The 13,280-nt window shown below is 65.6% G+C and carries 7 protein-coding genes; all 7 read right to left on the bottom strand.

Annotation, left to right across the window (positions count from 1 at the left end):
• Nucleotides 1-371 precede the first annotated feature (371 nt).
• Entirely contained in the window at nt 372-923 is a 552-nt protein-coding gene (locus AB0I32_RS18135; RefSeq protein ID WP_357508447.1) for a hypothetical protein, read from the bottom strand.
• 190 nt (nt 924-1,113) lie between these two features.
• A complete protein-coding gene (locus tag AB0I32_RS18130; protein WP_357508445.1) occupies nt 1,114-1,605 on the bottom strand; it encodes a hypothetical protein in 492 nt (163 codons plus the stop codon).
• A 296-nt stretch (nt 1,606-1,901) separates the two neighbouring features.
• Nucleotides 1,902-2,516 (bottom strand): hypothetical protein, encoded by a 615-nt coding sequence (locus tag AB0I32_RS18125; protein ID WP_357508443.1) that lies wholly within the window; start codon nt 2,514-2,516, stop codon nt 1,902-1,904.
• On the bottom strand, nt 2,516-6,991 hold the full coding sequence (locus AB0I32_RS18120) for an RHS repeat-associated core domain-containing protein (protein ID WP_357508441.1): 4,476 nt from the start codon (nt 6,989-6,991) through the stop codon (nt 2,516-2,518). Before AB0I32_RS18120 ends, AB0I32_RS18125 begins: the two co-directional genes overlap by 1 nt.
• Before the next feature lie 6 nt (nt 6,992-6,997).
• A complete protein-coding gene (locus AB0I32_RS18115; RefSeq protein WP_357508439.1) occupies nt 6,998-8,983 on the bottom strand; it encodes a hypothetical protein in 1,986 nt (661 codons plus the stop codon).
• A gap of 94 nt (nt 8,984-9,077) precedes the next feature.
• Complete coding sequence (locus AB0I32_RS18110; protein WP_357508437.1) at nt 9,078-12,347, bottom strand: hypothetical protein; 3,270 nt, start codon at nt 12,345-12,347, stop codon at nt 9,078-9,080.
• 676 nt (nt 12,348-13,023) lie between these two features.
• Complete coding sequence (locus AB0I32_RS18105; protein ID WP_357508435.1) at nt 13,024-13,221, bottom strand: hypothetical protein; 198 nt, start codon at nt 13,219-13,221, stop codon at nt 13,024-13,026.
• Nucleotides 13,222-13,280 lie beyond the last annotated feature (59 nt).

Raw genomic sequence — 13,280 nt, 5'->3', positions numbered from 1 at the left:
AAAACGAGACGCCCTCGCCCGCCCCGAACTCTTGACCAGGAACACCAGGCGTTAGGCAGCCGCCCCGCGTTCCATCGAGAGGCACAGCCTGCTTGCCGCCGCAGTTTTGGTCAGCAGCGCGAGGATCCGACGCGATGCACCGACACACGCCAGTCTCCCGATCGCACATTCGCACCGTCACGCGCCAGGGGTCAGGGGCCAGAAGCCAGCCAGCTGCCTGCGACGGAACTGAATGCGATCTCGCTTGTCGCTGTCCTAGATCTGGTCCGGAATCTTCGGCCCACGACACCGTCCAGGCAGGTCACGGCTTGAAAAGATTGGACTGGGCGACCGTCACCGATCCCGAGCCCTCAAGGATCTAGCCACTAGGTTCACCGCGGTCCCTCCTCGCCGGGTGCGCCCATGTCTGGCCCATTCGTACGGCCTTCAGCACCATTGACGGAATCATTCCGTCCCCGATCATCCGATCCTTCGGGCAAGCGATCGGACTCGCCGGTTGCGGCGTCGCCGCCGCGCCAACGAGCAATCCGAACAAACATCAATCCAGGAACGGTTCGCAATTCTTCGGGCACCAAGATTTTTTGCCAGCCAAACTCACGAGCAAATACGATCCATACGCCAATGACAGCCAGCAAGCAGATACACCACGTCCAATCCGATACGACATATTCGGAGCCGCGGACCCCCCATATCAGACAATGGATTGCGAAAATCGGTAGGATCAAAAGACTCGGGAACACGGATCGCACCATGGCCGCGGTCCGCGGCACATCACCCTCGTGGTTCTCGATGGCCGCCTGGACGTCCATCCTCCAGCCAGACCGGCGATTTCTTGCCAGCTCGCGCGGCAGACCTATCAAGTAGATCCATGCGATACCCCCGAACCCAATGAACATCGCAGCCTTAAAAAACCAGCCGTCCACTAGCGTTTCATATGACATTAGTCGAGCCACCTATTCCTTCGCCAAACATCACCAAGCTCGCCGTTGGCTTGGTTAGCGGCATTTGAGCCGGCCGCCGCCCCGATGCCGCACTTCGGTCCTGGCCCCGGCTAGCCAACAACGAGGGACCGGCACAGGACATACTTAAGGCTCACTACCGCGACAGCACGGCTCATGGCCCCTCTCCAGGAGCATAGATTGTCACCCATTGCCCGTCCGACCCGTCCCATTCAGCGTCGGCGGCCGCGACCATAGTCGAGGCGTCCCCGGTCCCGACGATTTTCTCTAGATCGAACACCGGATAAGGCGTGACCTTGTGCCATCCTTCGCCAGATTCGGCTGGGCGGTATTCCACTTCACACGGTGTGCGCCGAATCGCCGCTCTGCCAGACGTCGGATCCGGATCATGGCTGGACACCTCTGGAGTATTTTCCGCATCCACACCCCGGTTGGAGCTCCGTCTCATAGAAGGCAATCTGGGGATACCCGGACGACTCTCCGATATCGATGATTCGATTACCTTGCGCACCTGGCTTTTGATCCAACGTTTGTTAAACTCGAGATCAATTTTGTCGACCGTCGCCTGGGATGTTATGCGGCCGATCGTTTTGCGGCGCACCAATTTTGGTGTTCCTGCATCGTCTCCAAAGTCATTTGCCGCCATATAGGGGATCGCTACCGTAGAACGCACTACTCTGTGTCTCCGGCTGCATGGTGTAACCCGTGAAAATTGCGCTGATCTGCCCAGACGCCCTGACGATCGACCCGCGGGCAAGTCAAGGCGTGAAGGCGCCCCTGTGAATGCGACACTTGCCGGCCCCGCCCTCCCGGCTGGCACGTCACCCAAACCCGTCAGGGGCATCCCTACGGCTGCGCAGGGCATACGGGGCGCCGCCAGAACGCCCCTCTGACTAGCGTCACGATGATGCTGGCGACCCGACTGCCGCTCAAGCGTTCCTGCTAGCCACGATGGGCACGCCCGTCGCTGCCCAGGTCAGATTCGCCGTTCCTGGAATCCGATCCGTTCCCCGAGGGACCATGGTCCAGGTCGCGATCAGCATCGGGCTCTTGGCTCGCCGCGGCTCCAGGCACCGCGCTACCATCTTCGGCCGCTTGCCGTCTTAGCACCTCGCGGCCTAGTTCAATGAGTTCTTCCTTTTCTCGACGGCCGCGCTCCCGACGCTCAAAGAATTCCCCTGGGACTTCTTTGACCTCTTTGGCAACAAACCAGCCGGGCCACGCAAATTCCTTCTCCACCCAGCCCCAAACCAAGGCGACGCCGATGACGATCACCGGCCAGAACAGCAAGGAGCCAAGAGAGTCTCTAAAACCATACCTTCCAACGAGTCCCAAAACGACGGCGATGTAACCCACCGCGGCAAAGACGACAGATCCATGGAATACAGCTCGCGCAGGGATGGGGCCACCCGCAAAAACCCGCCCCCATCGACGCTTTCCCGACCGCTCTCGCGCTTGTTCCACCAAGAACAGTACGGGCGTCGCCATACAAATAACTCCTGCGGCCACCATGAAGTAGCCGAACGGGCTCAAAAATGTTCCAGACAAGATATCCATCAGTCAATCACGCCGTCCTCTCTCAGTCGGCGCGAGGCCTGCCCGTTGAGCCAAGCGGCCCCAGCTCCCGCCCCGGCGCTGCCAACGCCAGCCCCGACTGTAGCCCCCACGATACCGCCAGCCAGCGCGCCGGGACCCCCGCCAAGATAGACCCCAATGGCCGCGCCGTAGTAGCCACCTACGGCCACGCCGACAGTACCACCAAAGAAGGCCGTAAATTCCTCGCCGGCCGTGTTGGTAAGAGCAAGCCAGAACTCAGGATCCTTATAGAAATTATCACCGTCGTCGAGACATGTATATTGGTGACAATAGTCGCTGAAAGTCATAAACGGGCTAATGTAAGGGAAGATCTGTCGCATATAACGGGTGTTGTCGATGAATGCAAACCAGGTATCCCGCCATACCGCTTTGCTTGGTTCCTCATATGCGCTCGCACGATTCTCGGCGTCACGGACCGCTTCATCGGCTCGGCGCGATCCCTCCGCCTCCGCTGCCTGCTCGTCGATCAGGTCCAGACCATCGTCGTCATCTTCTCCGCTGCTCGACTCGACAGGCGGTTTGTCGGGTCGAGCGTCGGCGATATCTCCGCCAGGATTATACCGGCAGGTATACCCGTCTTCACAGGTTTCGCGCAGGCCGGTCGGGTCGGAGAACGTCGTGGGGTTGTTGTGAGCGTAGGTGTACCCGTGCCATTGCTGGGGGTCGGCCAGGTCCATGACGGGGTCGACGGAGGCGAACGCACCGAGGATGGGGTCGTACATGCGGGCGCCGATCGCGGTCAGGCCGGTCGTGTCCGCCGGCTTGTCCAGGTACCCGTGGTCGCCGGCCCATCCGGTCGGTAGCCCGGTTCCGGGTTGTCCGACCTTGGTGGTGCCGGTGTCGCCCGGGGTGGTAGTTCCGCGGGGTGCGCCGTACGGGTCGGTCCGGTTGCGGGTCACGGCGGTGGAGATGTCGTTGGTCTGCAGCCCGGGTGTGCCGTGCTGGTCAGGGATGATAGTGGTGAGGTTGGCGAATGCGGGCCCGTTCCTCGAGCCGACCGTGGCACCGTTGAACGAGTAGTACCGGGTGCCAGTCACGTCTCCGGCTGCCTTGATCGTGGCTTCCTGTCCGCCGGGCAGGTACACGGTCGTAGTCTTGTCCGTTCCGGTGCCCTGAGTTCGGACCAGGCGGTCTCCGTCCGTGGAGTACACATAGCTACCGCCTGCCGTGGGCTCACCGGTATCGGCAGTGTCACCATCAGCGTTGATGTCCGCGCCGACCGTCGCGAGCTCGCCCTCCACGTCCCAGGCCAGTGTCTGGACCACCCGTGCCGTGGTGCCCGCGCTGCTGGTGGTGCTCAGGCTGCGCCCCGTCGTGTTGCCCGCCGCGTCGTACGTGAACGACGCGTTGCCGCTGGTGCCGGTTCCGGTCGCAGTCGACGTGACTCCGGTGGTCGCGTGCGGACGCGCCAAACCCGCAGCGGGGTGGGCATAGGTCGCAGTCGTCGTCGCATTGGGGGTACGGCCGGTGCCCGTCAACCGGTTCCCGATCGTGTCGTGGGTCCAGGTCGTCCAGTACGGGTCGACGCCGCCCAGCCCCGCCACAGTTGGTGTGGTGGCGCAGTCGCCTGACGACGGGGTCCACGCGTGGGTGAGCCGGTTGCCCCAGTCGTACCTGTAGCACTGGCGGTCGATACCGCCGGTCTGCGGGGTGTCCTTCACGCTGGACAGGTTGCCCGCGTCGTCCCACGCGTAGGCCGCGTTCTGCACCGTGGTCGAGGAGTTGTTGGTCTGCTCGTTTGTCACCACGCGCTGCGCCAACCGCCGAGTGCCGTACTCGTAGCCCAGGTCTGTCGTGTACGTGTACGCCGTTCCTTGGTCCAGGTGCTCCAGCGGACCGTAAGGCGAGTAGTTCGCCCGATACACCGGGGACCCGAGCTCGCCGTAGAGGGCTGTGGGCTGGTTGGCGTCGTCGAACATCGTCTCGATGGTCTCGGCGGCAAGGTTTGTCCCGACCGCCGGCAGGGTCGTGGTGCGCACCTGTCCGTCGACCGTGTAGGTGAATCCGGTGGTGAAGGTGTCCCCCGCCAGGTCCCCGAGCGCGCTGTCGTTCGGCAGGGTCAGCGACTGTCCGGTCGGCTGGTACCGGTTGGTGTATCCGGTCACCGCGGTCACGTAGTTCCCGGCACTGGTGATCCGGATGGCGGAGGTCAGCTGTCCGACCGCGAGGGTGTCATAGACCCACCTCGCCCTTTCGGCTCCAGTGGTCGTCTCGGCGTGCAAGGAGGTCTTGCGGCCCAGTGCGTCGTACTGGTAGGCGAGGGTCCGCCCACGGCCGTCGGTCGTGGTCTCGACATTCCCTACCGTGTCGTAATTGGTGGAGCTCGTTCCCTTGTCCGGGTCGGTCGCGCTTGTCTGGCGGCCCCGCAAGTCGTACGTGTAGGTCCACTCGTTGCCGGCTGGGTCGTTCACACCAACAAGCTGGTCGGCGTCGTCGTACCGGTAGGACGTCACGTGGTGTGTCCCGGTCGGGGCCGGACCGGTGTACTGCCACAGTGCGGTGGTGTTGCCCCGCACGTCGCTGATCGTCGTGGTCGGCGTACCACCGGTTGGCGGGTCCACATGGACGCGGTCACCCTCGTAGCCGGTGGTCGTGGTCCACTGCGGGGAGTAGTTGCCGTGCTCGTCTGGGGCGCCGTCCTCGCCGACGTGGAACGTCGACTCGACGACTCGCCCGGCCCCGTCAAAGCTGCTGTAGGTGCGTGCGGGGACAGCGAACGTGGGCACAGCCAGGCTCGCGGCCGGCGCGGACGAGTTGCGCCACCCGTCGTTGGTAATCACCGCCAGCCCTCGCGAGTCGTAGATCGTGTCCGTCATGACCCGGCCCGGGTTGCGGACGTCCGCCGACGGCTTCTGGTTCTGGATGTGCCGCAGCAGTCCGTCGTACACGTCGACGCTCTTGTGCTGCACCGACCCGTCGTGGTTCAGAGTGAGGCTGGTGACGGTGTTCAGGCCAGAGGCCGCGACGGCATAGGTGTAGGAGAGGTCTGGGGTCTGAGTGCTGGTCCGGCCTGGCTTCCATACGTGCCGCAGCCTGCCCAGCCGGTCGTAGACGCCAGTGGTGATCTTCCCGTCGGGGTCAGTGACCTTGGTCGGCACCCCCCACGCCGGCTGGAGCTCAGTTGTGGTGACGTGCCGGTCCAGCGGCCCCGAACCGTCCGGGTCCGGTGAGGTGGCCACCGTGCGCGTCGTGAGGCCTAGCGTGTCGGTGTACGCCGTCCGGGTGACCCGGCCCTTCGCGTCAGTGACCGCCAGAGCGCGCGCGTACCCCGTCGCAGCCTCCTCGTATTCCGTTCGCGCGGTCGGCACATACACCGGCGTTGTGCCGTTGTACGAGTCAAGCACCTCGGTCTTCGTGACCAAGCCCCGGGTGGGCGCCGCCCCGAACGCGCCCTCGTCGTAGAAGGTCCGGTTGTAAGAGATCACGTCCGCCGCGGCAGGCTCCCCTGTCTCCAGGCAGGCTCCGGAATAGACCTTCACCCCGGCGACCAGATCGACCATGTTCGCACCCGGGTTGCGTGCGTAGGTCGTCGCCGTGCAGCGCTCGTCGCCCGTGACTGCCGTGTTGCCCAGGTCAGAGACATCTGTGGGCATCCCGTAGTCCGGGTCGTACTCGGTCTGCACTCGCGAGGTCCGCACGCCGCCAGCGGCAGCCGGGGCGGGCACTGCTGTTTCCTGGGCTGCCACGCGCAGGAAGTAGGAGGATGCATCCACGCCCTCCGGGTCTGTCGCGGTTCGCCGCGACCACGGCGCCGAGGTCACCGCCTTCACGACCGCCGACCCGTTCAGAGTGGTCTCCCGGCGGACCATCCCCGCGTACTGCTCGGAGTCGTCGTAGATATCGACCTTGACCGATTTACGGGTCGAGAGGGCCGCGTTGTTGTAGTCACCGTGCATGCCCCGGAAGTAGTCGTACTGCGTGCGCAGCGGTGGTGCGGCCGTGTTACCGCGGTCGCCGACGATCACCTCGACCTGGGAGTAACCGCGCAGCTCACCCCAGGTGCGGTTCTTCGGGTCGACGAGCTCGTTGTCGTCGTAGTGCCACGCCGGGCCGCCGGTGTAGACATAATCAGTCATCACCGGGGTGCCACCGATCGCAGTACCGGCCGACTCGGTGATCTTCTCCACGCGGTAGTGGTGGAACCAGTCCACCGCGGGTTCCTCGGCGCCCGAGCGTGTCCAGTACACCGGGAAGCACCGCTTCGTGTTCGACCACGCATTGGCGGGCAGACTCGAGGGGCCGCACTCCGCGCTCGAGTAGGCCACCGCTATCCGGCCACCGGTCTCGGTCCGGATGGCGATGATCCGCAGCCGCGTCATGGAGTTCTCGTCGTCGCCGCTGGAGGCCCTGTTGACGAGGTCCGTACCGACGAATTCCACGGCCGGCATCGCCTCGTCGTCGTTGTCGTTGGTGTTCGCACCGTGGCCGGTATGCACGATCTTTTACAACCAGACCGTGCGCATCGTGGCGCCCACCGCGGGCAGTTCTTGGGTCAGCGCCCACGAGTCCACCGGCACGAACCCGGTGGATGCGCGGACGAAGGTGGCTACCTTCGTCAGGCGGTGGATGTCGTAGAACACCGGTGACTGCACCGATGGGCACGACGAGGTGGAGGTGCAGAACTGGTCCAGCGGCAGGTCGGGCCAGTGCGTGCCGTTCTCGACCGTCCGATCGGCCACGTCGCAGGAGAACGACGACGTCGGGATGCACCGCTGCGCGTAGGTGAGCTCCACCCGCGCCGGAGCGTCACCGGTCACGCTGGTCCGGGTGCCGTACTCGATGTTCATCAACCGCGCCCCGGACACGTATGGTGTCGTCCCAGCGTTGTTGTTGTACCCGTACCGGTTCGCGTCCTTGGTGTAGGTGTAGGTGATCGTGTTGCCTCTTGGGTCGATCACGTGGTCCAGGTTCCACCGGTACCCCATGGCGCACCGCGAGGCCGCGTAGGTCGTCTCGTTGCACGGTTCCCCTGGGTGGTTGCCGAATACTGGCACGTGCTGGACCGAGCCCAGGTCGGCACCAGTCGACTCGGTCTTACCGCGTCCGAAGTAGTACCTGGTCCCGTCCTTGGTGGTCACGATGAAGTACTCGGTGTCGTTGATCGCACCACCCCAACCGCCAGTGTGCCGGGCGACCCTGATGTTGTCGTCGCTCTTGGCCCGCCACGTGTTCGTGTCACCGTCACGCACGAGCTCGGTCGCCGACCCGTTGAAGGACAACGTGAGGTTGTTGGTCTTCCAGCACAGGTCGCCCGTGTCACGGGACGCGTTGTTCGCTGCCTGCCCGTTCTTCGGGTCCTGGTCGTCGACACAGGGCACGTACTTGCGCTCCACGTACCCGGAGAGGTCAGCCTCCCAACCGTCCCCCACGATCGAGGCCTGCGCGTTGCCCGAGGCGACCCTCCCGTCCAGCGACGAGGACGAGTAGGACAGGCCCAGGTCTGGGACCAGCCCGCCGGGGACCGGCGGGGTCCGCATCGGGTAGGACCACGAGAACGCGCCCGTCTGCGCGGACACGTCCCACGCCGAGGCGGCAGCCAGCTTCGTCGCTCCCCAGTCTCCGTTCGGGCCCTGCTCATCCGCCATCAGCGCTACCACCGACGTGTCAGTCGCGGCAGTGCGCTCCGCCACGCGGGCGCTGGCCTGGGGTGTTGCGGTCGAGCCGGCCGGCGCGGCGGGTTCGGGAGCGTCGGCCGCGGCGGACAGCACTGTCCGACCATCCTTGGTGACCAGATCGACGTCCTCGAGCGGTGTACCGGCCTGGCAGGCGGGCTCTTGCGGACTAGTGAGAGCACATGCCGGCAGCTGGACCGGGACCAGTCGGGTGGTCAGGTCGCCGGCGGCCAGGTGCGTCACGTCCACCGACACGCGCACCTTGTCCCCTGCTTCTGAAGCGCCTTGGGATGACTGCCTCCCCGGCGTCTTCCCGTCACTGGCGGGCTCCTTGGCGCCTGCCGTCTCCTCCCTGCCCGCCTCGGGGATGCCAGTCAGGCTGAACAGCCCGCCCACGGCGCCAACGCCGTCGGCTACGGCCGTCGGCTGGGTCTCAGCTCGCACGACCGGGTCGGAGACCGTCATCTCGACCCGACCCTCCGCTACCGCCCGGGCCGCGTCGGCCTGCGCTGCCAGCATCGCGGCTTCACCCGCGGTGGGCTCTTCGCCCTCACCAGGCAGCGGTTCCGGGTCTGACTCCGTCACGTCGGTGGCAGGGATCGCGGGCTCAGTGGCGTCGTCGTCACCGGCACGCAGCTTCTCGCCGTGCGCGGTTCGTTCCGCGATCGACCATCCCAGCCGCTCCTCGAGGGTGAGGCCATCGTCGTCGGCCCAGGCGGGACCCGCCGCGGTCGTGGACACCAACGCCGCGATCGCGGCCATCGCCGCGACCCGCATCCACCTGCTGGCCGTGCCTCGCCTGCTGCTGGTCCTCATCGCCCCTGCCCGTCCTCGTCATCTGGCTGCTGTTCGTGCTGGTGTCGGTCATCGAGCCCGTCCGTGTGCTGCTCGTACTCTTCTTGCGAACGGGTCAGGGTGTCAGGCCCTCGAGGGCCCCTCCTTGGCACATCTTCGAGATCTCGGTCGGAATATCGGCGTTCTCGCCCAGGCCGAGCTTCTGGTCGGCATACACGCGTACCTCGTCGACAGCGCCGTGGAAGCCCCAGGTCGGGTCGCCCAGGACATTCATCCCGGATCCCAGCCGCAGCGCGGAGCCCGCGTTCCACGACGCGTCGTAGGCCGTATCCACCCAGCCCGACGTGCCCGTCTCGCGCTTCCCGGAACGCACCACCCGCGGATTTCCGGCCACGCACGCATAGGCGTGCAAGGTCCCGGTATAGGCGTCGTGTACGCCGACCACGTTCACCCACTGCCCCGCCACCACCGGTAGCGGTGTCCGGGCGATCACGTTGTTCGTGGTGCCCTCGCCCGTGGTCATCCAGAACGCCCAGCACCTGCGTTCCTCCGGCGCGATGTCCTCGTCATCCACCGGGCACAACGGTGACTTCGAGAATCCCAGGTGCGGCCCAGTGACCTGACGACCCTCCTGGCTGACCCCCGCGGCCGACCCGCCCAGGTCCACCACCGCGCCGTCCGGGTCGCGGTCCCCCGCGCGCATGAACGCAGAGAACGAGAACGACTTGTCGGTGGCCATCGCCGGATGGACCGTCCGGGCGATATCCGTCGAACTGTTGAACACCAGCCCCCCGTCGGGGACCCCGTCCGACGCGCCACGAGGAGAGACCCCACCTGTCCCCTGCCATCCCCACGCCCAGGTCACCCCGCTCGACGGTGTCAAGGGCCCCGTCACGGTCGCCGCCCCCGGGGTGCTGTTCCCCGCAGCCGTCGGGCGCGTCGTCGCCCAGGCGGTGTCGTTGAACTGCCACCACGACGTCGTATGCGGGTTGCCCACGAAGAACTCGTAAATCGTCACCGCGCTGCGCCGCCCCGAGGCATCCTGAGCCTGGGCTGCCAGATAGTTGTATCCCGTGCGTGGCACCAACACGGAGAAGGACTTCGACTGCCCCGGCTCGACGTCCGACTGGTTGTCCGGTTCAGAGGTGTTGAAGTCCCAGTAGTAGCGGACCACGTCATTCGACCCGTTCGGCGAGATCTTGATCCAGGCCAAGTCACCGAACGCGCCGGATACCTGCCCCTCGGGGAAGTTGCCGATCGTGATCTCTGGGGCGGCCGGATCGACAGCGTCCACCCCAAACCGGCACGCAGGTGACTCATCCCATCCCGTGTACCGGCCGCCAGACCGCACGGCGGCCTGCCACCGGTACTCGCCGGACCTGGCCAGACCAGTAGGCATCGCGGTGGCGTCCGTCGACGGCCCCGCCGGTCCCTTCCATCCCGACGTCCACAACGTCTGTCCCCCATCGCCCAGCACCCGGAAGGCAATCTCGACGTTCGTGCCGTCCGGGTCCGAGGCCCGTGCAGACAAGGTCGGCTTGTTCGACCGGATCAGTGGCCGGTCTGCCCACTCCGTCTCGCACGCCACCACCGCCGTCGCGCCCCCGGGGTCATGACGAAGCTTCATCGTCGAGGCCGCAGGCGGGTTCGGCGCACGGTCGTACGCGATCTCCAAGGTTGCCGTGGAGCCCTGGTACCTCTTCCACCACAGCATTGAGGACTCATTCGAGGCGGAGACCCGGAAAGTCAGCCACGAGTTCCCGGCCGTAGCGGCCGCTCGCGCCGCCGACACCACGTCAAAACGAATCCGCCCCACCTGATCGGTACACCCGGACCGATGTGTCACGGACCGGTAGTCCTGCAGAGACCACACCGCGGGCTGCGAGTCCCACACCAGACCCGCGTCGATCATGTCCGTCATGTGCGCGTTCACCTGCCGGTTCGAGCAGTCGACCTGGTGGTCGCCCACCGGTCGAAAACCTGCACCGATCACGTCGGAGGCATCCAGCTGTCCCAACCAGTTTCCCGACCCGTTGTTCAGGTTCTGGAACTGGAAGTAGAGGCGCTGCACATTGACGACGCCCGCACACCGGGCATCAAGGTTGGGGTCGCAGTACCCCATCCCCTCGGAGGCCTCGAAGTTGACGTGCGGTGTGTTCTTCCAACCCGAGTAGTTCTGCACCATCCCGTACCGGAACGGGCGGTCTGCACCGATGCGTGGGTCGAGCCGAACCGGCCATGATGTGGCGGGATCGGTCAGCATTCCTGCATCAGGAACCACCTCGACGACGTCCCTGGAGCCCTCAGCAGTCACCCGGACGTCCATCTGCGTCACGGTGTCCCCCGGCAGGGGCTCCGACTCCCGGTTCACAGGTCCGTCACCGGCTGCGGTCGTCCCGTCGTCGGCGTCAGATGCCACTGTGCCGGCATCCATCGCTGCGGTGCGGGTCTCAGCTTGCAACTGGTCGACGCCCTGAGGCTGGTCGGCGCCGGCGCTGTCCCACTGGACGGCGGCGCCGGACTCGAACCGCACGTCCCCGGTCGCGTCGACGATCTCGAACCCGACCTCACGCTGCACGACGCTCAGGCCGTCGGAGACCTCCAGCGGGAACGCTAGAACCAGCTCTCCCGAGTCACTACCGGCTGTCTCAGCTGCGGCGGACTCTGCTGCACCAGTCGAGGATGCCGCAGCCGTAGACGCGGCGCCGGCCGCAGGCGAGTCCGCGAGCAGCACATCGGTCAGGTCAGCCAGCGCCTGCGGGTCCGCCAGGCGAACCACCGGCGTCACGTGCGTGCCGTCGTGGTTGACCGACACAACCAGCGTTACCCCGCGACCGAAGTCGTACTCGACACGCTCCTCAAGGACCACAGCCGCGGCCGCCTCGACCAGCGACAACGATTGCGAGAACATCCGCACCCGTGAGCCCTCGGGCCCGATCATCGCCAGTGGCAGCCCGTCACCGGCCTCACCACCCGGGTTGAGCCAGATCGGCTCGACGCCTCCGGTGACCGGCAACATCCCGGACGACTCTTGATCGGCGGCATCGTCCACGGGCGATGCTCCGACCTCGACGTCCACCGGCGCCCACGTGCCATCACAGTCCGAGTCCTGCCGAACCGCTGACATGCTGGAGGAGACGATCACGGCCCCGGACTCGCCGTCGACGAAGCCCGTGCTCCACGGCGTCAGCGAGTCGGTCACTGTCACCGAGGTTCCACACGCGTCCGCCAACACACCGGCAGCCTGCACGTCCGCAGCTTCTTGCACGTCGCAGTTCGCCGCAACATCCGTTACCGCCGGTGGAGCATCCAGGTTCAGAACATCTTGCTGCTCGGCCGCGACTGCCGAGCCTTCGCCCAACACGGCAGTAGCCAGCAGCACCATCACCACCGAGATTGCTGCACCACGCGGGCGGGCAGGCCGGGCCGAAACAACGCGACGAGCCCGGTGTACGAGACGCGCCAACGCGTCCCGTACCAAAGGCCGACTCCCCATGGGCACCTGAGCCATCACCGCTCCCCGCTCAACGATCAAGTCGAGCCCCAGGAACGGCCCCAGAACCCCTGCCGTCGCGCACATTAGCCGCACACCGGGCACCGGTACGACCCGCCTGCCGCAGGATCTAGGCACTTTTCACCCGGAACTTCACTCGAAAGATCACCCGAAACGGCTCGCGAGGAGCGACACGGCTGGAGAAACACCTAACCCAGCCAGACCGAAACAGGCCTCGCGGATGACCGAATCCAGGGAGTTCGCTGACCGGCAGATGCCCACATGATTGTCAACCAAATAGATGTAATGGATTCGTTATCAAAGTGGGACCTGTGTTGCGGAGTCCGTGCAGCACACCGGGAGAAACTCGCGCACACCCCTCGACCGCTTGGCAAGGCGTCTCGACATGGACCAGGACAGCGGCATCGCACGGGGGGCCACAACCAACCGCCAAAACAGACTCGACCACTCTTCGAGATCGCGGCGGAACATCTTCTGTGGCGGAGGGGCTCGCGCACCTCGCGGCCACCGACGTTGCCTGATTCCGGTCCGGCCCGCTCGACACCGGTCACCAGTAGAGGTTCACACCGTTCCAAAGCGTGAAGGTGCCGTTCGGTCCGTCGGGCCCGAGGCGTACGACGCGCACCACCTCACGGCAGGCGTCCTCGACCGACTCCGCCCCCTGGAAGTTGACCAGGGGGGTGTTCGCGAACCCCGGCGAGAGGAGGTTGACCTTGATGTCGGTCGCCTCCAGCTCGATCATCATGGACACCCCGTGAACCCGGCACGAGGTGCTCATGTAACAGAACGCCGTCACGGACGTCG

It is taken from the genome of Promicromonospora sp. NPDC050249, from assembly GCF_040656015.1.
Lineage (GTDB): Bacteria > Actinomycetota > Actinomycetes > Actinomycetales > Cellulomonadaceae > Promicromonospora.
Note: the sequence above shows the minus strand (reverse complement) of the source record. Positions and strands in the feature narration are given on the sequence as shown.

What these genes read in the sequence shown, in the direction of transcription:
- AB0I32_RS18125 (WP_357508443.1), bottom strand. Translation starts at nt 2,516, where the DNA reads ATGGATATCTTGTCTGGAACATTTTTGAGCCCGTTCGGCTACTTCATG.
- AB0I32_RS18105 (WP_357508435.1), bottom strand. Translation starts at nt 13,221, where the DNA reads ATGATGATCGAGCTGGAGGCGACCGACATCAAGGTCAACCTCCTCTCG.
- AB0I32_RS18130 (WP_357508445.1), bottom strand. Translation starts at nt 1,605, where the DNA reads ATGGCGGCAAATGACTTTGGAGACGATGCAGGAACACCAAAATTGGTG.
- AB0I32_RS18110 (WP_357508437.1), bottom strand. Translation starts at nt 12,347, where the DNA reads ATGGTGCTGCTGGCTACTGCCGTGTTGGGCGAAGGCTCGGCAGTCGCG.
- AB0I32_RS18115 (WP_357508439.1), bottom strand. Translation starts at nt 8,983, where the DNA reads ATGAGGACCAGCAGCAGGCGAGGCACGGCCAGCAGGTGGATGCGGGTC.